Origin of the sequence: uncultured Kiloniella sp. (assembly GCF_937128705.1) — a bacterium.
Taxonomy (GTDB): Bacteria; Pseudomonadota; Alphaproteobacteria; order Kiloniellales; family Kiloniellaceae; genus Kiloniella.
Map to the genome: position 1 here is coordinate 1 of NZ_CAKZMP010000046.1, position 20,951 is coordinate 20,951.

The following is a 20,951-nucleotide window of genomic DNA, read 5'->3' on the forward strand; positions in this document are numbered from 1 at the left end:
TGATCCGCAAGCAGAAGATAGAACCGTTCAGCTTTCAGAAATTCGAGAGACGCACACAGCGCAGGGGAACGACCATTCTCTTTTAGAAGATACCCAGCACCTCAACTTACTGGACGAAGAGCTTGATGATCCTCTGGCGTCTCTTATCATCACAGGCGCAACAAAAGAAACTGCGTTGTCGCCAGAAGACACCACCAGCCTAAGCGGGCAATCATACCACCAAAGCATTGGTACAATTCTGGAATTATTGAGTACCCAAGGTGTATTGGCCCCCACAGAGATATTAAGCACCGCGGCACCAATCGACGGGACAGAAACCCAGTCTGGCGGAATCGATACATCTGATGAAACAACGACATCGGTTATTCCCTTAAGCGATTTACTGGGGTCCGGTATTTCACCTGTGTTTACTGATCCCCAAACAACAACAAATACCGCTAGCGACGGCTTTGTTGTTGTCACCACGTCTGGTGGCGGAAGCATTATGGAAACCGTTTTGGGTGACGATCCTACTTTATTAGGTGGAGACCCGACACTTCCCATCATATAGCCCCTTTTCATAAACAACCTCACAAGTACCGATTAAGAAAAATCCTTAAACACAAGATCCCCGATCTTTGTGAACAGGATCGCTCTGTTCAAATTTCAAAGATCATTTGATAAACCCTCTACTTTTTAGCTATGGATAACAAAATGAAAACAGTTACTTACCTCGCACTAGGTGCATTTATCACTCTAAGCCAACCGGCTATGGCAGAACCATCCATCAATGATATGCAAGGGTGCCAAGCCCTCATTGATTTTCTCAATACCAAACTTGATCAGACATCCTATGATTCATCTGATGTTGCTAAGGTTCAAGACGGTCTGGGTGCCTATAACAGCTATATCCAAAACGAAATTGTTACACCTGGACTGCTTAAATTCAGCAACGGTGATCAGAGCAAAGCGAGCAAGTTACAAGAACAGGTGGATGCCTATAAAAGCCAAGTCGTAGCAGGATATAACAAGAGATATCCGCAAAACCGTCTCTTTATGGATCATGTCCTTGCTCTGGATAAATGCGCACAACAGGCCGTTCCACAAGGTGCGGATTTACAGGCCCTGAAAACATCCATGGAAACAATGGTTGCGATTTTAAAAGCAAGCTAACCGAGAGAACTCCGACATCTAATATGAAAAGCAGTCGTTCCAACGGCTGCTTTTTTTACTTTTGTGGCTCTGTAAGCAAAGATATATAAACCGCGCATCCTACAATTCCATTGCTTGTCAGTAATCTGTCAGCTTAAGTCGCGTATGACCACCTGTCTAATGCCTATAGAATTGTTCTGTAAAACAAATCAACATCTGGGTATTAATGATTAAGTCATTACACAGGAAAGATTTATGACAACGACAACACGCCTCGAAGGTTTGGATTTTGCCCGCTTCATTGCCTTTGTTGGTATGGTTCTGGTCAATTTTGCTGTGGTTATGGGCGTTGAGGGAGAAGGATCTTTTCTAGCAACAACCTTTGTCGGTGCATTGGAAGGACGGGCTGCAGCAACCTTTGTCGTACTTGCGGGTATTGGTCTCGGACTTGCCGCAAGCCAAAACAATAATGATCTTGAGGCTAATGACTATCTTGTCTGGCTCACCACAAAACGGGCTTTATTCCTCCTCGCTATTGGTCTTCTAAACAGCCTGATTTTTGATGCAGATATTTTGCATTACTACGCGCTGTATTTCTTTTTTGGTGTCTTTTTTATCCGCATGAGTTCCAGTGGGTTGATTTTCTCTATAATCTTCCTGATCGTCGGCTTTGTGATTATGTTATTCACCCTGGATTACGATGTCGGTTGGGACTGGAAAACTTACACTTATAAGAATTTTTGGACCTTGGAGGGTTTCATTACCAATCTCTTTTTCAATGGTTGGCACCCCGTTATCCCTTGGTTGGCCTTCTTTCTTTTCGGCATCCTTCTCAGTAGATTGTCACTGGACCAAGCTCAAACACAGCTACAGCTTTTTATTTTCGGTTTGATCGCCTTGCTTACTGTTGAGGGGCTATCCCTTTTCACCCTTGCCCTGCTCTCTGGTGCTGAACAGGATTTATTGGATATCGCCACGACCGAGCCTCTTCCGCCAATGCCTTTTTATATGATCGCGGGCATGGCGAGCGCTTGTATGGTTCTGGCCTTTAGCTTGTGGGTAAGCTCTTTGTTTGCAAAGTCCCCTCGTTTGTCGAAAATATTTGGCTTTAAGCTTTCTACTCAAATCGGCAGGCAGACGCTTACCCTATATGTTGCCCATATCCTTTTCGGCATGGGCACACTGGAATATCTAGGACTTCTTGATGGACAGAATGCATCTGGCACCACAGATGATGCAATTATTGCCTCTGGGATTTTTATCTTCGCGACAGGCCTCTATGTCTGGGCATATTCCAAGTTCTTCACACGTGGCCCGATCGAAAATCTGATGCGTCTCATCACCAGATAAAGATGACGGCAAAGCAAAAAATTCGGGCCGGTAGATCATCTTAAAAGCCTATAACGCGTAAAAGGCTATGGTGCCGGTTACGATGCCCCAAACACACATATTAATAAAAGATCGTAAAATTCCGCCGTCCTCTTCCAAGCTAATACCCAACTTTTGAACGACAATATTTCCCGGAAAAAGAAACGCAACTTCAAGCCAGTGTAGTAAAGCCATTTTGCTCTCCCAATAAACATTCATTATATATACATGTTTATTGATAAACCCGACGAAGTCAATTTAAAAGGCCCTAACACGACTAGGACCTTTGGACGCAGAAGAGAATTGACTTAGAAAATTGAAAGATCGGTTTTGGTTGTAAATAACTCTAGTGCTTTTCCACCAACATAAGAATTACCATAGCGGTCCAGTTCCGGTGACCAGACAGCTACGGAAAATTCCTTTGGTAGCACCGCGATGATGCCACCGCCGACACCACTTTTTGCAGGCAACCCAACGGTATAGGCGAAAGATCCAACTGCATCATAAAGCCCACAGGTCAGCAACAAAGCATTGATCCGCTTTGCATCCCGACTAGTCATAACCTGCTCGTCTGCAATCGGTGAATACCCCCCGCAAACCAACGGCATTGCCGCACGTGCAAGGTCCTGACAGGAGGTAGTCAGCGCACATTGCCTGAAATACACATCCAACAAATCTGGAATTGGTGTTTTAATATTGCCGAAACTACACATCAGATTAGCCAAAGCAGCATTCCGATAGCCCCATTCCTTTTCAGATATGGCGACCTCTTCATCCAGACGATTTTCCTCATTCCCCGAAAGCATCCGATAAAAGTCAATAATCCGGCGGGACGCATCTGCTGAACGGCTTGCAAGAATATCAGTTACAACGATTGCCCCCGCATTAATGAAGGGGTTGCGGGGAATACCCTGTTCATATTCCAGCTGAACCAAGGAATTAAAAGCCGTTCCTGACGGTTCCCGACCAACACGCGTCCATATATTTTCGTCACCGAGCCCTAACACCTGCATAAGGGTAAAAAGCTTTGAAATAGACTGGATGGAAAAATCTTCTTTCGCATCGCCCACAATAAATTCTTGCCCATCGGCGGTACGAACAGCCATGCCAAATTTATCGCCGGGTACATTCGCCAAAGCGGGGATGTAATCTGCTTGTTTTCCCTTTCCAAAGAAAGGTTGGATTTCTTCTTTGATCTCGTTAAGAATTCGGGGGAAATCAGTAGTATCAACAGTCATATAATAGCCTGATCCAAAAACAAGAGTTACATCGCACACATATAAAACGTACGAACAGAGCCGCGAACGAGCAAATCAATAAAGAAGATAGATTCCTTTGCAACCCATTTATTTAAAATTTCAGCATCCAGATGTTTCAACTGTCACGCTTCAAGACCAGATTACTTGGTAATACACCAATCCATGCCAAGATTACTTTGCTGATTGGCAAAAGCATAAAGCCAATCCAGCATCTAAGTGAACAAGAGATACCAGCGAGATATAAAAAATCGGCTGACCAAAACTGATCAACCGATTTTTATCACCATCCCAAGGACAAGACAGCTTCGCTATAATGCTCCACCCATCAGATAATTGGGAAGCCAAGTTGCAATCTCAGGGAAGACACAAAGAATGGCGATAGCCAAAACCATACAGAGCATAAAGGGAAGTGCCCCTTTGAGGATGGTGGGAAGCGATACATCCGGCACAATACCGTTGATCACATACAGGTTAAGTCCAACAGGCGGTGTGATGAGGCCGATTTCCATATTGATGGTAAAGACAACAGCAAACCAATAAGGGTCGAACCCTGCCTGAATGATAATCGGCAACAGGATTGGTGCCGTCATCAAAATAACCGCTACGGGTGGCAGGAAAAATCCAGCTACCAACAAAAACAAATTGATAATAATGAGGAGCTGCCATTTACCAATATCAAGATTAGCAATGTATTCCGCCACCGATTGCGTCACAAAAAGTGACGAAAGCGTATAGCTGAAAAGTGCCGAGGCCCCGATAATCATCAGGATCATCACAGACTCTTTCATTGAATCTGACAAGATGGCCCAAATCTTTCGTGGTTGCCACATGCCGTAAATAACAACAACCAGAACCAGACAGAACAGCGCGCCAACCCCTGCTGCTTCTGACGGGGTAGCCACACCGCCATAGAGCACATAAAGCACCCCGACAATGATCACAAGGAAAGGGAAAACCCGTGGCAGAACCTCAAATTTTTCACGCCAGCTGTAGCCACCGATTTGTGCCTTGAAGCTGTACCCATTCCGCCATGCCGTATAGAGCGACCAGCACATAAACAAAACGGTCAGAAGCAACCCCGGTAACAATCCGGCCAGAAACAGACGGCCAATAGATGTTTCTGTTGCAATACCATAAACAATCATCGTTATCGACGGCGGGATAAGAATTCCAAGCGTTCCCCCAGCCGCAATCGATCCTGTCGCCAATCCGTCTGGATACCCGCGTTTGCGCATTTCCGGAATGCCCATTTTCCCGATCGCGGCACAGGTTGCAGGCGATGAGCCGCTTAAGGCCGCAAAAATAGAGCAGGCACCAATGTTTGAGATAATAAGGCCACCCGGTACACGGTTAAGCCAGCGATCAAGCGCGGCGTACAAATCCTTGCCAGCCGGGGAAGAAGCAACAGCCGCCCCCATAACAATAAACATGGGAATGGAAACCAGTGCAAACTCGGCCAAGCCGGAAAAGAAAGTTTCCGCAACAACATCAAGCGAGTCAAACCCCTCGAAAGCAAAAAGGAAAACAACGGCCACCAGTCCCAGCCCAAAGGCAACAGGAATGCCTGATGAAAGGACAAAGATGGTCGCAATGGCAACCAATAAACCAATATAAAGCGGATCCATTTCTATTCCCCCTCAAATGAACTGTGGCTGTCCATTGCAAAGGGCATATCTCGCCCGCTTAATAGCGCCAATATATCAGCAACGTATTGCAGAGATAACAACCCAACACCAAGAGGAAGGGATAAATACGGTATCCACATAGGTAATTCCCAAATGGTGTCCGTCACCCACCCACCTTCCAGTGCCTCGGCAAAGAGTTCATAGCCCTTCCATGCCAACAGGGCGGTAAAGGCCAGACCGCACACACTGGCAACAAAGGCGAGTATTTTTCGTGCTGACAAGCTCAGATAATGAGGGAGTAGATCCACATTCACATGCCCCTTAATCAAAAGAACATAAGGGCTGCCGATCAATGTCGCCGCGACCAACGCATAGGTCACATAGTCTGTCTGCCATACCGTGGATTCCTGTAAAAAGTAACGCAGAACAACCATTTGGCAGACAACGACAATCGCCGAAGCAATGAGAATAGAAGCAAATACGCCACATATACGAGAAAGAAGGCGCACGAGATCAATGAAAAAATTCATACTGTACTGACCAGAGACGAAAGTTGTAAATCAATGCAAGGAAAAGTGCCCCACAGATAATTCTGCGAGGCACTTATATCTTACTTACTCAACAGCGAGAGCTTTGTTAATCAGCTCTTCCCCGCCCTTCACCTGTTCAGCAAAGGCTTTGTAAGATGTTCCCTTGGCAATTTTAAGCCATGCCGCCGCATCATCGTTACTCATCGTAACCACTTCAACGCCTGCACCTTCGTAAGCCTCAACCAGTTTACTATCCAGACCTTTGGCTGCATCAAGGAAGAAATCTTCAGATTTTTTACCCGCTGCCATCAAAGCATCTTGCTGTTCTTTATTCAGCTTGTTCCAGCTTTTCTTGGACATAAGAAGGGGTTCGTACATAAACCAAAGCGCATTATCTCCCGGTGCTGTCAGGCATTTAACCTGTTCATAAATACGATAGGAAACAAAGCTTCCGGAACTCGTATTCGCCGCATCAAGTACACCCGTTTGCATGGCAGAGTAAATTTCCGAACTTGGCATTGACGCAATCGAAGCCCCCGCCCCAACCAGCATTTGTTCAAAGGATTTACCAGCGGCACGAGTCACCTGGCCCTTCATTGTGTCTGGGCCGAGAATACACTGTTTTTTAGACGCAAACCCACCAGCAAGCCAAGCATCAGCAAGAACAACCACACCCGCGTCATCAATGATTTTTTTGATGTCATCCATAAAGGGTGATTTGTTCAAACGTGTCGCATGGTCATGGTTTTTAACAAGACCCGGCATATTGGTTGCGTTAAATTCTGGATGACGCCCCGCCGCATAGGCCAGTGGAAAAGCAGAAATATCTAGCTGCCCCTTTACCATTGCACCCCATTGTTCTTTGGGTTTGAAAAGTGCCTTGCCCGGATAAACCTTTATATCCAGACCAACATTAGCCGCATTAACTTCGCGCGCGATAATCTGAACCATTTCATCGCGGACGTCCCCTTTGCCACCGGGCCACTGGTGCGAAGCTTTCAAGCTTTTTGCCATTGCAGCTTCAGCCAGTAATCCACCTGTCAGCACAAAGCTGCCCAGCGCCAGACCTAGCGCTTTTTTTGTCATTTTCATTGGTAGTCTCCCTGTTTGGATCAATTTATTCCCCAAACAAGGAACATGACCCGTTGCTTTTTATTAAATCCTAAGCTCAATTCTGAACACAATAAGCCAGCTTTGAAATACAAGTCAATAATTCTTGTATACAATAATTATATTTAAATATACAAAATAACCTGTATTATAGTTTTCAATTCTATTGCTTTTGAGAGATAAGCTTTGGTTAAAGGCAATAGAGCAAAAACAATAAAATATCAGGAGTTCTGCACGTGGCGAACATGTCGTCAAATGACTTGAGAAGACAGCTTGAGCATGAAATTGTCCTGGGGGAGATTGTTCCGGGCACACGATTGGACGAAGTTGCGTTAACTGAACGATTTGGGGTCTCTAGAACCCCGGTGCGGGAAGCCCTTCAACAACTGAACATGATGCAGTTGGTAGAAATTCGCCCCAGACGCGGTGCTTTTGTCAAAAAAATGAGTCTGAGAGAACTGGTGGACATGTTTGAAGTCATGGCCGAGCTGGAAGGAACTTGTGGCAAGCTGGCTGCAGACCGCATGACAGATGAAGAACGTGACAAACTCAAAGCATTGCATCTTATCTCAGAACCGCTGGTCGCTGACAGAGACTATGACAGCTATTACAAGGCAAATGTTGCTTTTCACGAAGCAATATACAAAGGAAGCCATAACGAGTTTCTCAGCGAGCAAACAAAAAATTTACGTAATCGTCTAACCCCATACCGCCGCCTTCAATTACGACAGAGCAACCGTCTTAATAATTCGTTTCAGGAACACGCTGATATCACAGACGCAATTATAAACGGAAACAAAGAATTGGCAGAACAGCTTTTAGGAACCCACGTAACCGTTCAACAAGGATCTTTTAACGACTTTCTGGCCAGTTTGCCCATGGATCTCATAGATCAATCCGCTTAGTTCTCTTCCCAATATATACATTTTTCGCCGAGCTTATTTATGTCTAAAAACCTCTATGCCCTTTTCCAATCCCGTTTTCCCCAAGATATGTCAGCTGATTTTATTAAATCACCAGACGGAAACAATCTGAGCTATAGAGAGTTGGATCAACAAACAGCGCAAATGGCAGGTGCCCTCTTATCCCTGGGCACCCAAACTGGGGAACGGGTTGCTGTACAGGTGGAAAAAACAAAAGAAGCCGTCGTTCTTTATCTGGCTTGTTTGCGTATCGGCGCCATATACCTGCCTCTTAACACCGCCTATACCGCCGACGAGCTTGATTACTTTATGGAGGATGCCAGACCACACATTATGGTTTGCACCCCGGAAAAACACGATAAGCTTACCCCTGTTGCACAGAAAAATTCTGTCCCCCACCTGTTAACACTAAGTAACACTTCGACAGGAAGCTTGATGGATCAGTGCCAAGGCGCAAAACCCCATACTGATATCGCAGACGTCACAGGGGACGACCTTGCCGCCATCCTTTATACATCTGGGACGACCGGACGATCCAAGGGCGCAATGCTATCCCACGACAATCTGGCAAGTAACGCAACGGTTTTACATAAATACTGGGGCTGGGTTCCCGACGACATTCTTTTACACGCTTTGCCGATCTTTCATGTCCACGGGCTTTTTGTTGCAATCCACTGTGTACTGATGAACGGTTCAAGCATGTGGTTCCTTCCCAAATTCGATGCAAAGGAAATGATCACGCTCATCCCCCAAAGCACCGTGATGATGGGGGTTCCAACCTTTTACACCCGATTATTGGATCAACCGGATTTCAACCGCACGACCTGTCAAAATATGCGGTTATTTATCTCTGGCTCAGCCCCACTATTGGAAGACACCTTTACCCAGTTTGAAAAATTAACAGGCATGACCATACTCGAGCGCTATGGCATGACAGAGGCTGGTATGATTACCTCTAACCCGCTTGATGGAGATCGCGTCGCAAGTACTGTTGGCTACCCCTTGCCCGGCGTTGAAGCCAGATTATCCCAAGATACATCGGGTGAAGATGCCGGTGTGCTTGAGATAAAAGGACCAAACGTTTTTAAAGGCTATTGGAAAATGCCCGAGAAAACAGCAGAAGAATTTACCCCGGACGGGTATTTTATAACAGGTGATATCGCCACGATTTCCCAGGACAACCGGGTTGCCATCGTCGGACGCGCCAAAGACTTAATTATCAGTGGCGGATACAACGTCTATCCCAAGGAAATTGAACAAGTTATTGATACCATTGAAGGCGTCAAGGAATCTGCCGTTATCGGCGTTCAGCATCCTGATTTTGGCGAAGCCGTCGTTGCCGTAATTATTGCCGATCCGACACAGGACCTAAAACAGGACGACATATTGGCAAACCTCAGGGATCAACTTGCCCGTTTTAAACAGCCTAAAAACATCTTTTTTCTTGATGAACTCCCCCGAAACACAATGGGAAAAGTGCAAAAGAATATTCTAAGACAGAACTATGCAGATCTTTATAAGATAGTGAATTAGGCCCTGTCGCCAGATCACGGCTTGAGCACTTCAACGCATAACCTTATGTAAAGGCCCGCTGACCACGTACGGATTGCTCAAAAATAAACCATACCTTAATTTCTCTGGGGTTACTTTACTGCGTGATTATTATTAACTCATGGCCAGTATATGAACACCCTTAAGCAGGATATTGATAAATCAGACAGTTTACACTTATCTGAGCTCGTCAGTGCAATCAGTACCGCTTTGGATATGACCGAAGGTCAGCCTATCGGACACTGTGTGCGAAGCTGTTGGATTGGTATTCATATCGGGCAAGAGATTGGTCTCAGCGATCAGGATCTTTCAGAACTCTATTATATGATACTTCTGAAAGACTTGGGGTGTAGTAGCAATGCAGCGCGCATTTGCCAACTTTACCTGACGGATGACCAGAAGTTCAAACACGATTTCAAAAAAACAAACGGGAGCCTACCGCAAGCTCTGCGATTTGTGCTGTCCCACACCGGATTACAGGCCAGCTTAAGCGAACGCTTCCACGCTATTATCAACATACTGCAAGACGGCGGCGAAATTGCACGTGAGCTCATCGAAACACGATGTCATCGCGGCGCAGAAATCGCCCTTAAAATGCGCTTCTCGCAAAAGGTCGCAGATGGCATTCTAAATCTGGATGAACGCTGGAACGGCACTGGCTTGCCATCGGGCGTTTCCGGAGATGATATCCCAATCTTTTCACGTATTGCCCTATTATCACAGGTAATAGATGTTTTTCATACCTCGGAAGGGCGACACGCCGCGTTAGAGGAAGTTCGATCTAGATCAGGAACATGGTTTGAGCCCGACATGGTTGAAGCTTTTGAACGTGTTGCAAACGAAGATAAATTCTGGGCTCAAATAAAGAACCCCCATCTGGAAAATATTATTCAGGATCTTGTTTTTCCAACCCATGACATCACTGTTGATGAAGATTATCTGGACGATATTGCAAGCGCATTTGCCAAAGTTATCGACGCAAAAAGCCCCTTTACCCACGGCCACAGCGAACGGGTTATGGGCTATAGTGATTTAATAGCGCAACAAATGGGCGTTCCCCATCACAAAAGGCGTTGGCTAAGACGAGCTGCCCTTTTGCACGACATTGGTAAACTGGGCATCAGCAACAGTATCTTGGATAAACCCGGCAAGCTCACAGATGAAGAGTTTGCCATGATAAAAATGCACCCGGTGTTTTCTGTCAACATCCTTAAAAATATCATCGCTTTTTCAGATATATCCCCCATAGCTGGCGGCCACCACGAAAGGCTGGATGGCAAAGGATACCCCCATGGATTACATGACAATGAAATCGATATGGAAACAAGAATTGTAACAGTTGCTGATATATTTGATGCTCTGACTGCTGATCGCCCCTATCGTGTAGCCATGCCCATTGAAAAAGCCATTTCAATTATGGATGACATGGTGGACAGCGCAATTGACTCGCAATGTTACAAAGCGCTTAAATCAGCAATTAAAGAAGTATCAAAACTAAATGCTTCTCTTCAAGACACACTTGCACAAGTTGGTGTAAAGGAAACAATCTGATCAAAAACTTCATTTCAAGTCGCAGAAACGACTTCTAACTTTATCAAGCATTTGAAGCCCATTTCTGCCACTTATTCCAAACACTAAGAAGAATGAAGCTTACGGTATTCATCGACCTGTAGGCCGCCTACTCCCCAATCTTCTAGCGCTACTTCATTGATAACTACATAGGTTGTCTTTGGGTCTTTCCCAAGTACATCGTGTAAAAGGTCGGAAACACCTTTGATCAATTGGGCTTTTTGATCTTTGGTCACGCCTTCATCAGTAACTTTTATATTTACGTACGGCATTACATTCATCCTGTAAGTTATTAAAATATAATTGGTAACGGGAATTTCAAGAAAGCTTCTTGATATCAAAATCAAACACTTTTGATATAACCTGCCAACGCCCATCCACAAGGATAAGTGTCAGGAAATCAGTAAAAAACTTCTCGCCAATTGCACAGTTGAGATGCACAAAAGCAGTATTATCCCCAGCAAAACGTATAGAAAGTATTTGATCTTGACGGGCCTCTCCCCGACTTGCTGGTGATGGTCTTTTGTCAACGATTGGAAAATATTCATCCATTGTTAGATAAAGAAGCGGGTCATCCGTCGCGCAAACATAATGCGCTTTGGGATGAAATACCTGTGCCAGGCGTTCTGTATCACTATGAAAAAGACCGTCAAAATAAACCTGAATTGTGTTTACAACGGCCTGATAATCCTTGGACATGCTATGGCTACCTTTTTATCAATCAACACATTGAAGGGGTGCCCGCCCTAAGCAAAGGACGGACACACACGACCAATCAATTAAGCAAGACCTTCGGCTGCAAGTGCTGTCTGTGTTTTTTCGCGCGCAGCCACCCGTTTAACAAAGGCCGCCAGATTTGGAACTTTATCCAAATTGATACCAACAAAATTAGACCAGTTGCTCACAACGAAAAGATAAGCATCAGCGACAGAAAAAGTATCGCCCAACAGGTAGCTTCTGCCATCGGAGAGAACTTTTTCAAAGTGAGCCAGTTTCTTAGCAACGTTCTCTTCCGCTGGTTGGCGTGCGTCCCCGTCTGCATTACCAGAAAAGAAAGGACTAAAAGCTTTGTGTAGCTCTGAAGAGATAAAGTTAAGATGCTCCTGTAGTCTGGCGCGTTCAACAGACCCGGTTACAGGGGTCAGACCTGATTCCGGGTTTTGATCAGCTAAATATTGAAGAATAGCAGCGCCTTCGGTCAAGACTTCGCCGTTATCAAGCTTCAACGCTGGAACGTATCCATTTGGATTAACCTGTAAAAAATCTTCACCGTTTTCAGTCTGTTTGATATCTGTATCGACTTTTTCAATATCAAAATCGTGCCCTAGTTCACGTAAAACAATGTGGGACGCCAAAGAACATGCACCGGGTTTATAATAAAGTTTCATAAGATCTTTCCTCAAAAAAGTTGTTTGTGATAGCCAATGAGGTAAGATCCTTAGTTACTTTTGTAAACCACATGATATTATGATACTTAATTATGAAGTTTCACTAAGGTAACTCGGTTTCCTTTTGGTAACGTATTAATATAAAAGATTAAACAGTATAAACGTCGTACCGGAGTACACCAGCATGGCTTTAAAAATGCGAAAGAATCAGAGCGGAGATGTCCCCTACAATTGTCCCCTATCAGAATGCATGGCCATTCTTGGTGGCGCCTGGACGACAAACTTAATCTGGTTTCTATCGGGGGGTCCACGCCGCTTCAGCGAATTAAAAAACGACTTGGATGGGATTTCAGCCAAAATGCTCACCACCCGCCTGAAAGAACTTGAAAGTAAGATGGTCGTGGATCGCAAAGTATTGCCAACATCACCACCATCCGTAGAATATAGCCTGACAGATCTCGGCGAAGAACTTGTCCCCGCAATCAATGCCATTGTCGAAGTGGGACATAAAATCAAAGTACGAAACGGCAGGATATAACGACCCCAGGTACCATCTATTGGAATAGTATTTTTCCTACTTGGCTATTCCAATCCCGGTGATCTTGGGTATGCGTCGAAAATTGCCAGCCAGCAATACCGCCAAACAGATCACCAAACTCAGTATTCAACGGCTGGATGATTTGCTTGATAATATCTTCTGGCGATATATGTCCGCTAAAGGCATCGGCCTTATACACAGGTTTACCGATAACAATTTTCCCGCTTGGCCAAGCTAGGGCACCATCTATGGCCACAAGCCCTCGATAAGACGTACTGTAAGCTTCTTTTCCCAGCCCGACGACCTTTGTGTTTACAGGGCCATCCTGTCCCGGATTATTATAATACTGTACTGTTATCCAATCGATTGCCTCTCCTGATGCTTTCAAGATATCCAGATACGGTCCACCGTGCCATTCGGGATTTAAATAGGGAGATTGCGGCGCATGACTAATCGAAAAAGCAGGGGCAGGCAGTTCACCACGTAAGGCCTTTGTAAGTTTAATCAGAAACTTTTTACCATCCACGACATTCGCTTTTCGTACTTTGTGAAGCATATCGCTGGCTTCGAAATCAAGATCTACGCCATCTAGTTGTTGAGTGCGAACAAAGGCGCCAATTGCTGTCGCCAGTTCGGCTTCACGCCCGACCAGACGTTGATAATCTATCGTTTTAGCCAAACCTCCACCAAAAGATATTAACACCTTAACCCCGCGCGCTCTTAATGCCTTAACACTCTTCCATTGATCAGACATCTTTTTTGGTGGGCTAAGAACAATGGCATTATTCTCGTCAATTGTTGCGTTCAGAAAGGATAGAATAACATGTGTATATTCAGCTTGGGTAACATCTGACAAAGCTGAAGCATCACTATTATAATAGATAATAAAACGCGGTTTTGCGACAGCAGAATACGTACTGATAAAGCAAATAATAAACGTAAAAAAAAGCACATTTACAACACGACTTACAGACACTTTACTTCCCCAAAATCAGTAAAAACAAACCAATAAACAAAACAACTACACACAATAAAATAAACAAGAATAATTTATTAACACTCTACGTATAGATTACCTTATTAACGATAATAATATTGGGTTAGTCAGGATGCAAACAAACAAGAAAAAAGGGTTTCGGATAGGACACAGATTAATAGCATTAATTATTGTCTCAACCCTATCACTCGTCCTCGTTGGCGGTTATTCAATTTACAACCTTCGAAATGATCTCTTTGACCAAAAGCAGCAAGAATTAAAGAACATTATCGAAACCGCGACGGCGGTAGCTGATGAATACTATCGACGGGCTCAAGCTGGCGAACTGGAAGAATCTGAAGCTCAAACACATGCTTTGGACGCTTTAAGGGCCTATCGTTATGGCGATGGAGACTATCTGTTTGTACATGACCTGAATTCGGTCATGATCATGCATCCCATCAAACCCTCGCTCGAAGGCAAGGATTTAAGCAAACTTGAAGATCAAAACGGTAAACAAATCTTCACGGCTTTTGTCAATGTTGTCAAAGAAAGCGGAGGCGGTTTTGTTGATTATCTATGGCCCAAACCAAACTTTGAAGATCCGGTTGAAAAGCTGTCCTACGTACAGATTGGTAATAACTGGGGCTGGGTTATCGGGACCGGTGTTTACATGGATGACTTCAATGCTGCCCTGCAAGAACGTATTCAGTATTTGGTAATCATCATGATTGCTGCCCTCATACTGACAGTCATTATTTCAATCACGGTCACCAGATCAATTATCAATCCGCTTGGTGCCATGACAAGAACAATGCGTGATCTGGCTCAGGGGAATATTGAAACAGAGGTTCCAACCACCCGGTTTAATGATGAAATTGCTGAAATGGCCGAAACCATTCAGGTCTTTAAAGATAATGCGCATGAGGTCAAACGCTTAGGTGATGAACGCATAGAAACAGAGCGAAAAACCGAAGAAGATAAGCGCAAAGCAATGGTTGACCTTGCAGATCGATTTGAAGATGAGGTCAAGGGGATTGTGCAAACAGTTTCTGCTGCTGCGACGGAAATGCGATCTACATCCGAAGGCATGCAAGTCACGGCAGAAAATACATCCAAACAGGCCGTCGCCGTTACATCTGCTTCAGAACAAGCATCTGGGAATGTACAAACCGTTGCCTCTGCAGCTGAAGAACTATCTAGTTCTATCAGTGAAATCAGCAGACAGGTAAGCCATTCAACCTCAATAACAAATGAAGCAGTAAGTAAAGCAGAGGAAGCAAACCAAGAAGTTACGGGATTACTTGATGCTTCTCAAAAAATTGGCGAAGTCATCAGTTTGATTTCTGATATTGCCGAACAAACGAATTTGCTTGCGCTGAACGCAACGATTGAGGCTGCCCGTGCTGGCGATGCCGGAAAAGGCTTTGCAGTGGTCGCAAGCGAAGTGAAAAACCTCGCGACGCAAACAGCAAAAGCGACGGAAGATATATCCAAACAAATTGAAGGAATACAAGGTGCTACCGACACAGCCGCCGAGGCTATCGGCAGTATCACAGGAACCATTGAACAAATTAATGAGATCACCTCTTCTGTCGCCGCCGCAGTTGAAGAGCAAGGGGCCGCAACCCAAGAAATATCTAGAAACGTGCAAGAAGCAGCCGCTGCAACAAGCGAAGTATCGACAACGATCAACGATGTTACCGGTGGCGTTGAAGAAACCGGTCGGGCTGCACAAGATGTTCTGAGCGCAGCGTCAGAATTATCACAACAATCAGAAATGCTTAATATTCAAGTTGATGGCTTCATCCATAAAATACGTGAAGCCTGACGCCACCCGTTTTCCAAAACGATAATAGAAACGCCTGTAATCCTTTTACAGGCGTTTTTTTGATTGACGCTTTTTGAGATATTGGTTTGGAAAAAAACGCGTTATGCTATCAAAGCAAGAAACGGATGGTTTGTTCTTTGCTCTCGCTATAAGTTGAGCACCTGACATTAGGCAGCGAGAAAAAATATGACCGCATCGATCAATACCGCTATGGGCGCCCGTGAATGGCTAATGTTAATTATCCTATCCATATTGTGGGGCGGTTCTTTTTTCTTTGTTGGTGTCGCGGTATCCGAACTACCACCCTTTACAATTGTTACATTCCGCGTTGGGCTTGCGGCCATCGCATTATGGACTGTTATCTTCGCCCTCAAAATGCCTGTACCAAAAACGATAAAGGCATGGAGCGCTCTTTTAGCTATGGGTATTTTGAATAACGTCATCCCCTTTACCCTTATCGTTTGGGGACAGATATACATCCCATCTGGTCTAGCATCGATCTTGAACGCAACCACCCCGCTGTTCGGGGTTATTGTTGCAACCCTGTTTCTACCCGATGAAAAGGCCACTATCTTAAAGGCACTGGGGGTTATCGTTGGTTTTTTTGGCGTGGTTCTGATGTTTGGTTTGCCAGATCATAACCAAAATCTTCTTGCCCAACTCGCTATTTTGGGGGCGACATTGAGCTATGCATTTGCGGGCGTTTTTGGCCGGCGCTTTAAAACGATGGCAATAAATCCAATTGTTACAGCAGCAGGGCAGGTCACTGGGGCAACCTTTCTTCTTTTCCCGATCACATACGCAATCGAAGGAATGCCATCTTTACCGGCCATTTCAAATGAAACATGGGCATCTTTAGTCGCACTCGCCTTACTTTCAACAGCTGTTGCCTATATTCTGTATTTTAAAATTCTAGAACGGGCAGGTGCAACCAATCTGCTCCTTGTCACCTTGCTTGTTCCCGTTTCTGCGATTTTACTCGGTGCGTTATTTTTGGACGAGAAACTTGATGTCACTCACTTTATTGGCATGGCCTTTATTGCCATAGGATTATCCGCAATCGACGGGCGGCTTTGGAGAAAACTCTCAAACAAAAACCGACAAAAAACAACGCCAAGCTAATTAATCTGGGTTATCTTATCAAGCGAACGCTTAAGTAAAACAACAGCAAGCATTGAACAAATTACTGAAGCACCGAAATAATACATTCCCGGTTGTGATGTTGCATTTGCCATCCCGGATGATTTTGCGGAAATAACGATCATGCCAACGATAAAAACATCTAACATGCTCCACTTTCCCAACAGATCGATTAACTTCACTGCCCTTTGCACCGATTTATGGCCAACAGACCGCGCCCGCCAAATATAATTAGCCACCAGGATTTTAACTGTCGGAAAGATCACTGAGAAAAAGAGAATAACAATAGCAATTAGATACTCACCATTACTGGCCAGCTGATCAATTGCACCAGAAATAGAGATAAGATCTTCGAAGAGAAAAAATTTCTCAACCCGCAAAATTGGAATAGTTAGCCCGGCAAATAAAGTGATCAGTGCGACAAGCAACAAAATAGGAACTAGCCGGGCAATACCAGACGACCGCTTAGCTAGTGAGTTTTCAGCACGTTTAAAAGTAAAAAACAGATGCCACCAACGAAGGCTTTCATGATCTGAAGACCAGAATTTCTGCGCCTGTTTCAGAAATCTAATTTCCTTCATGGAGATTCCCTGAAAACCAGATACAAGATCCTATAAAAACCTAATACCCTTGGTAAATTTCGTATGATCTTTTGGAAATTACCCCAGAAATCAAGCCTTTATCCGTTATTAATAACGGGAATATTTGTTATTTGCATCTTGCCTGCGACGTTTTGCACGTACAGGCACCACTGCACGGGCAGGCTCATATGATGGTTTAAAAGCACGGAGAACTGTAAGGATCAAAGCAGATAACATAAATAATTTATTCCTAGTTTCTTTTGCTATCATCCTATTTAGGCTTTTCCCCCTCCTCAATCAACTTTAATCCAAAAATAAAGTACAATTAATTTTAAAAATTCCTATCATTCAGAGCAGAATTTGAATTTATAAAAAGCGATTGGACAGAAAAATAATCGAATTCGTCAGGCAAATATTTTCACGAAATTTTCTAAAAGGAAGCAAACCTTTTCTACAGCTTTGCCCTTCACCTACCATACAAAACCCTCTGGCTAGTTTATTAGATCTACAAGTTGAGTATGCTGCTTTAAAAAGCTTTCTTTAATTCTTGCGATCTCACCACGCTCGGATAATTTAGCCAAAGTATCATTAAAGCCTGCAACGAGCTCTTCGGATTGATCAAATCCTTTTGGAAAAATGATATGCCCATAATCAGTACTTATCGTTTTTTGCAATTCCACAACTTCATTAGATCGTTCCGCTAACACTTCTCGACGAAAAATATCTGCAACAAAGACATCTTCGACAAAGAAGTCAGCACGACCGTTAAGAATCATCAACCAGCAACTTTTAATATAAGGTGTGCTTACCCGTTTGATACTTCCCGCGGCATGAAGTTTATCTAATTCGGGTAAACCACCGTAATGATGAGGAAGACACTCTCTTAACCCTAATAAATCGAGCGAACTATTATACTCAATACCGGAATCTCTACGTACATAAACCTTACTTTCCCACTCTATTATTGGCGCACTATAAAGAAATTCATCTTCACGTTCCTTAGTCAAAAGATAGGGGTATGTCGCTACGTATTTACCCTTTTTCGAAAGAATATATCCTCGTTTCCAGGGTAAATAATCGACCACAAATTCATGCCCCATTTCCATAATGACCAGCTCCACGATCTCGGAAACCACCCCTCCGCCGGGTATATGTTCAGAAGTAAAAGGAGGATATTCACCCGTTGTTAATTTCAACTCGTCAGCCCCCGCGCGAGAAGAAATAATTTCAGTTAAAGCGAAAAGAGTAACCACTATAAATGTTAGATTATATAAGCTGCGCAAAATGATGGATTCCTTGGCATAAAGCTTTAAATTCATCTTTGTTCAAAAACTACTTATACTCCTTAGCACCAAATTTATTAAAATCCGGTTAGGTAACTTGGGATTTAAATGATGCCAAAGACGTTTTGAACTGCGTATTACACACAAAAAAAGCGCCCTTAAGGCGCTATTTTGTCATGGCGGAGAGTGAGGGATTCGAACCCTCGATACGCGATTAACGTATACTCCCTTAGCAGGGGAGCGCCTTCAGCCACTCGGCCAACTCTCCACAATCTGTGAACGCCGGAATTACTAAGGTTTTCCAGCATATCTGTAAAGGGTAAAAAAAATAAAAAAAATGCATTTATGCAGAACATCGCAGGAACACGCGCATTTACTGGCACAAATCTGACACACACGTTCTTATTTTGTCCGTTGATTTACACACTTTAAGTCGAAAAAACGGAGAGAATCTACACTCCGATTCTAACTCTAAAACACATTCGGCAGATCAGCCCATCTTGTCGTGTATTTCGGTGACACCATTCTCTGGCGCATCTTCCAGTCGGCATCAACTCCGCATCCAGAAAATCGGACAACATCTCGTCCATGTTCTTTGTTGAGTGCATCTCAACAGCGTCTTGTCTCATTATCTCTATCCTCGTTGCGAGTGAGTACAATAAGAACATACAGTGAACAAATTAATAATTGGTCAAGGAAGTTCAATGCCCGGGCATTTTTTCACGCATATTTCACGCATATTTCACGCTAAAAAAGCTTGTAAAAGCCCTAAATTAATTACGTGTAATTTTTACAAGTTGATCCGCTCGCCAAGGAACCTATCAGGAAATAATGCGATCAGATTTTTCAATCCCTACTGTAAGAATAAGGAAATCACCGTTTTGGTTAAAAAAATCAATCAATTAGCCCGAATTCAAGGTAAAAAGGAAATCACCCAAGATCAAGGGGCCTTTGACCTAGGGATTGATAAAGAAAGGGACGTTGAAGGTGTTGGTATGGGAGTCTTGTCTGATGGAACTCCCTATCTAAATCAGCGCGGACTCGCGGCTCTGTGTGGCATCAAGAATGCACACATTGGCACTGTTAGTAAAAACTGGAATGATGACATCCAAAAGCCCCGAATAACAACCATTAAGGGGATACTTAGCGAAGCGGGATTAGAAATCGATCAACCACACATAGAAGTACGCCACAAAGGAGTTGTCCATTTTTGTTACCCAGCAGAAATTTCTTTGGCTGTACTGGAGTATTACGCCTTAGATGCAGGCACTAATATCCGTCCTGAGGCCCGCAAAAATTTCCGCCTATTGGCTGGGTCAAAACTCAGAGAGTTAATATACAGTCAAGTAGGCTACGATCCCACTAGAGAAAATCAACGAAAATTTGACAAGTGGCACGAACGACTAGAGCTAAATTATCAATCCGCCCCCAAAGGTTTTTTCCACGTTTTCAATGAAGCTCACACAATAATTTACGAGCTTATTCAAGCTGGCGCTGAAATAGGGGAGAAGCTCATTGTAGATATATCCATTGGCCAACATTGGTCAAAACATTGGGGTGAAAATGATTTACAAAGTGAGTTTGGGAAGAGGCAAAAATATCCTCACAGATACCCCTCAGACCATCCACAAGCTCTATCTAACCCGCAGGAATCATGGTGCTACCCTCTAGCTGCTCTAGGGGCTTATAGAGAGTGGCTGCAAGATGTATACATTGAAGGTGGCAAATTTGGTAAATACCTAAAAGGAAAGACTAAGCAAGGCGTCCTACCTCCATCTGTTGCTCAGCTTGCATTAGAGTCTATAGAGGCCCCTAAAAGGCTCCCAAAGAAATCCTAAAAGCCTCATCAAAGCGGTGGCATGAATTATATAGATAGAAGAGAGTATATAGGGAGACAAAGTGATGGATGGTGATTACGTCCAAATTAATCAACTTGTTGTAATTTCAATTGTTTTTTCAGTCGCAATAATATGTTTAACTGCGATGGTTTTGACTATCTTTATAAAAATCCCTAGCAAGTATGGCCAGACAATACGAAAGGCCTTAGAAAGAATAGAATTTTTAAAACTATCAACAATTATAGTTGTTATAATTAGCGCTACATACTTGGCACTTTTCGATAAACTTAATGAAGGCATAGTTGGCATT

22 protein-coding genes, 1 tRNA gene and 1 pseudogene are annotated in these 20,951 nt (G+C 43.9%); 11 read left to right on the forward strand and 13 right to left on the reverse strand.

Annotated elements, in window-relative coordinates:
* The 3 genes from Q0241_RS02640 to Q0241_RS02650 all read left to right on the forward strand — a co-directional run.
* Nucleotides 1-550, forward strand: a 550-nt coding sequence (locus Q0241_RS02640; RefSeq protein WP_299372632.1) for a hypothetical protein, incomplete at its 5' end; no start/stop codon positions are given.
* Nucleotides 551-693: 143 nt separating this feature from the next.
* Nucleotides 694-1,152 carry a hypothetical protein gene (locus Q0241_RS02645; RefSeq protein WP_299372635.1) on the forward strand — a complete coding sequence of 153 codons (459 nt, stop codon included), beginning with the start codon at nt 694-696 and terminating at the stop codon, nt 1,150-1,152.
* Between the two features lie 234 nt (nt 1,153-1,386).
* Complete coding sequence (locus Q0241_RS02650; RefSeq protein WP_299372638.1) at nt 1,387-2,481, forward strand: heparan-alpha-glucosaminide N-acetyltransferase domain-containing protein; 1,095 nt, start codon at nt 1,387-1,389, stop codon at nt 2,479-2,481.
* A gap of 48 nt (nt 2,482-2,529) precedes the next feature.
* Here Q0241_RS02650 and Q0241_RS02655 read toward each other — a convergent pair whose 3' ends face one another.
* The 5 genes from Q0241_RS02655 to dctP form a co-directional block, all read right to left on the reverse strand.
* Nucleotides 2,530-2,694, reverse strand: a complete 165-nt coding sequence (locus tag Q0241_RS02655) for a hypothetical protein (protein WP_299372641.1) — start codon at nt 2,692-2,694, stop codon at nt 2,530-2,532.
* A gap of 113 nt (nt 2,695-2,807) precedes the next feature.
* Nucleotides 2,808-3,737 carry a glutaminase gene (locus Q0241_RS02660; protein ID WP_299372644.1) on the reverse strand — a complete coding sequence of 310 codons (930 nt, stop codon included), beginning with the start codon at nt 3,735-3,737 and terminating at the stop codon, nt 2,808-2,810.
* Nucleotides 3,738-4,066: 329 nt separating this feature from the next.
* Nucleotides 4,067-5,383, reverse strand: coding sequence for a TRAP transporter large permease (locus tag Q0241_RS02665; protein ID WP_299372647.1), 1,317 nt, complete (start codon nt 5,381-5,383; stop codon nt 4,067-4,069).
* A gap of 2 nt (nt 5,384-5,385) precedes the next feature.
* Nucleotides 5,386-5,913 (reverse strand): TRAP transporter small permease, encoded by a 528-nt coding sequence (locus Q0241_RS02670; RefSeq protein WP_299372650.1) that lies wholly within the window; start codon nt 5,911-5,913, stop codon nt 5,386-5,388.
* Between the two features lie 84 nt (nt 5,914-5,997).
* A complete protein-coding gene (gene dctP, locus Q0241_RS02675; protein ID WP_299372653.1) occupies nt 5,998-7,005 on the reverse strand; it encodes a TRAP transporter substrate-binding protein DctP in 1,008 nt (335 codons plus the stop codon).
* A 263-nt stretch (nt 7,006-7,268) separates the two neighbouring features.
* Here dctP and Q0241_RS02680 point away from each other — a divergent pair, with 263 nt between their 5' ends.
* From Q0241_RS02680 to Q0241_RS02690, 3 genes are all read left to right on the forward strand, one after another.
* On the forward strand, nt 7,269-7,928 hold the full coding sequence (locus Q0241_RS02680; protein ID WP_299372695.1) for a GntR family transcriptional regulator: 660 nt from the start codon (nt 7,269-7,271) through the stop codon (nt 7,926-7,928).
* A gap of 39 nt (nt 7,929-7,967) precedes the next feature.
* Nucleotides 7,968-9,479 carry a malonyl-CoA synthase gene (locus Q0241_RS02685; RefSeq protein ID WP_299372656.1) on the forward strand — a complete coding sequence of 504 codons (1,512 nt, stop codon included), beginning with the start codon at nt 7,968-7,970 and terminating at the stop codon, nt 9,477-9,479.
* A gap of 150 nt (nt 9,480-9,629) precedes the next feature.
* Nucleotides 9,630-11,048, forward strand: a complete 1,419-nt coding sequence (locus Q0241_RS02690; protein ID WP_299372659.1) for an HD-GYP domain-containing protein — start codon at nt 9,630-9,632, stop codon at nt 11,046-11,048.
* Nucleotides 11,049-11,131: 83 nt separating this feature from the next.
* Here Q0241_RS02690 and Q0241_RS02695 read toward each other — a convergent pair whose 3' ends face one another.
* The 3 genes from Q0241_RS02695 to gstA all read right to left on the reverse strand — a co-directional run bounded on the left by Q0241_RS02695 (nt 11,132) and on the right by gstA (nt 12,454).
* Nucleotides 11,132-11,338, reverse strand: coding sequence for a 4-oxalocrotonate tautomerase family protein (locus Q0241_RS02695; protein ID WP_299372662.1), 207 nt, complete (start codon nt 11,336-11,338; stop codon nt 11,132-11,134).
* A 46-nt stretch (nt 11,339-11,384) separates the two neighbouring features.
* Nucleotides 11,385-11,765 carry a nuclear transport factor 2 family protein gene (locus tag Q0241_RS02700; RefSeq protein WP_299372665.1) on the reverse strand — a complete coding sequence of 127 codons (381 nt, stop codon included), beginning with the start codon at nt 11,763-11,765 and terminating at the stop codon, nt 11,385-11,387.
* A gap of 80 nt (nt 11,766-11,845) precedes the next feature.
* Entirely contained in the window at nt 11,846-12,454 is a 609-nt protein-coding gene (gene gstA / locus Q0241_RS02705) for a glutathione transferase GstA (RefSeq protein ID WP_299372668.1), read from the reverse strand.
* A gap of 196 nt (nt 12,455-12,650) precedes the next feature.
* Here gstA and Q0241_RS02710 point away from each other — a divergent pair, with 196 nt between their 5' ends.
* Complete coding sequence (locus tag Q0241_RS02710; RefSeq protein ID WP_299372671.1) at nt 12,651-12,992, forward strand: helix-turn-helix domain-containing protein; 342 nt, start codon at nt 12,651-12,653, stop codon at nt 12,990-12,992.
* A gap of 16 nt (nt 12,993-13,008) precedes the next feature.
* Here the strand turns inward: Q0241_RS02710 and Q0241_RS02715 are convergent, their stop codons facing one another.
* Nucleotides 13,009-13,968: a glycosyl hydrolase family 18 protein gene (locus tag Q0241_RS02715; protein ID WP_299372674.1), complete on the reverse strand. Its 960-nt coding sequence runs from the start codon at nt 13,966-13,968 to the stop codon at nt 13,009-13,011.
* 133 nt (nt 13,969-14,101) lie between these two features.
* Between Q0241_RS02715 and Q0241_RS02720 the strand changes: the two genes are divergently transcribed.
* Nucleotides 14,102-15,799: a cache domain-containing protein gene (locus tag Q0241_RS02720; protein ID WP_299372677.1), complete on the forward strand. Its 1,698-nt coding sequence runs from the start codon at nt 14,102-14,104 to the stop codon at nt 15,797-15,799.
* Between the two features lie 186 nt (nt 15,800-15,985).
* On the forward strand, nt 15,986-16,921 hold the full coding sequence (locus tag Q0241_RS02725) for a DMT family transporter (RefSeq protein WP_299372680.1): 936 nt from the start codon (nt 15,986-15,988) through the stop codon (nt 16,919-16,921).
* On the opposite strand, the gene Q0241_RS02730 is transcribed toward Q0241_RS02725, so the two are convergent.
* The 4 genes and pseudogenes from Q0241_RS02730 to Q0241_RS22515 form a co-directional block, all read right to left on the reverse strand.
* Nucleotides 16,918-17,520: a paraquat-inducible protein A gene (locus Q0241_RS02730; protein ID WP_299372683.1), complete on the reverse strand. Its 603-nt coding sequence runs from the start codon at nt 17,518-17,520 to the stop codon at nt 16,918-16,920. The genes Q0241_RS02725 and Q0241_RS02730 overlap by 4 nt on opposite strands.
* A 491-nt stretch (nt 17,521-18,011) precedes the next feature.
* Nucleotides 18,012-18,839 carry an ABC transporter substrate-binding protein gene (locus Q0241_RS02735; RefSeq protein WP_299372686.1) on the reverse strand — a complete coding sequence of 276 codons (828 nt, stop codon included), beginning with the start codon at nt 18,837-18,839 and terminating at the stop codon, nt 18,012-18,014.
* Nucleotides 18,840-18,980: 141 nt separating this feature from the next.
* Nucleotides 18,981-19,071 (reverse strand) — tRNA-Ser (locus tag Q0241_RS02740).
* Between the two features lie 203 nt (nt 19,072-19,274).
* Nucleotides 19,275-19,400 (reverse strand): annotated as a pseudogene (locus Q0241_RS22515) (DUF4113 domain-containing protein); the annotation flags it as partial.
* Nucleotides 19,401-19,474: 74 nt separating this feature from the next.
* Between Q0241_RS22515 and Q0241_RS02745 the strand changes: the two are divergent.
* On the forward strand, nt 19,475-20,641 hold the full coding sequence (locus tag Q0241_RS02745) for a hypothetical protein (RefSeq protein WP_299372689.1): 1,167 nt from the start codon (nt 19,475-19,477) through the stop codon (nt 20,639-20,641).
* A 64-nt stretch (nt 20,642-20,705) separates the two neighbouring features.
* On the forward strand, nt 20,706-20,951 hold a 246-nt coding region (locus Q0241_RS02750; protein WP_299372692.1), incomplete at its 3' end, for a hypothetical protein.

Excerpts from the sequence above, each read along its gene's own strand:
- Q0241_RS02645 (WP_299372635.1), top strand. The coding sequence starts at position 694 with ATGAAAACAGTTACTTACCTCGCACTAGGTGCATTTATCACTCTAAGC.
- Q0241_RS02650 (WP_299372638.1), top strand. The coding sequence starts at position 1,387 with ATGACAACGACAACACGCCTCGAAGGTTTGGATTTTGCCCGCTTCATT.
- Q0241_RS02655 (WP_299372641.1), bottom strand. The coding sequence starts at position 2,694 with ATGGCTTTACTACACTGGCTTGAAGTTGCGTTTCTTTTTCCGGGAAAT.
- Q0241_RS02660 (WP_299372644.1), bottom strand. The coding sequence starts at position 3,737 with ATGACTGTTGATACTACTGATTTCCCCCGAATTCTTAACGAGATCAAA.
- Q0241_RS02665 (WP_299372647.1), bottom strand. The coding sequence starts at position 5,383 with ATGGATCCGCTTTATATTGGTTTATTGGTTGCCATTGCGACCATCTTT.
- Q0241_RS02670 (WP_299372650.1), bottom strand. The coding sequence starts at position 5,913 with ATGAATTTTTTCATTGATCTCGTGCGCCTTCTTTCTCGTATATGTGGC.
- dctP (WP_299372653.1), bottom strand. The coding sequence starts at position 7,005 with ATGAAAATGACAAAAAAAGCGCTAGGTCTGGCGCTGGGCAGCTTTGTG.
- Q0241_RS02680 (WP_299372695.1), top strand. The coding sequence starts at position 7,269 with ATGTCGTCAAATGACTTGAGAAGACAGCTTGAGCATGAAATTGTCCTG.
- Q0241_RS02685 (WP_299372656.1), top strand. The coding sequence starts at position 7,968 with ATGTCTAAAAACCTCTATGCCCTTTTCCAATCCCGTTTTCCCCAAGAT.
- Q0241_RS02690 (WP_299372659.1), top strand. The coding sequence starts at position 9,630 with ATGAACACCCTTAAGCAGGATATTGATAAATCAGACAGTTTACACTTA.
- Q0241_RS02695 (WP_299372662.1), bottom strand. The coding sequence starts at position 11,338 with ATGCCGTACGTAAATATAAAAGTTACTGATGAAGGCGTGACCAAAGAT.
- Q0241_RS02700 (WP_299372665.1), bottom strand. The coding sequence starts at position 11,765 with ATGTCCAAGGATTATCAGGCCGTTGTAAACACAATTCAGGTTTATTTT.
- gstA (WP_299372668.1), bottom strand. The coding sequence starts at position 12,454 with ATGAAACTTTATTATAAACCCGGTGCATGTTCTTTGGCGTCCCACATT.
- Q0241_RS02710 (WP_299372671.1), top strand. The coding sequence starts at position 12,651 with ATGCGAAAGAATCAGAGCGGAGATGTCCCCTACAATTGTCCCCTATCA.
- Q0241_RS02720 (WP_299372677.1), top strand. The coding sequence starts at position 14,102 with ATGCAAACAAACAAGAAAAAAGGGTTTCGGATAGGACACAGATTAATA.
- Q0241_RS02725 (WP_299372680.1), top strand. The coding sequence starts at position 15,986 with ATGACCGCATCGATCAATACCGCTATGGGCGCCCGTGAATGGCTAATG.
- Q0241_RS02730 (WP_299372683.1), bottom strand. The coding sequence starts at position 17,520 with ATGAAGGAAATTAGATTTCTGAAACAGGCGCAGAAATTCTGGTCTTCA.
- Q0241_RS02735 (WP_299372686.1), bottom strand. The coding sequence starts at position 18,839 with ATGAATTTAAAGCTTTATGCCAAGGAATCCATCATTTTGCGCAGCTTA.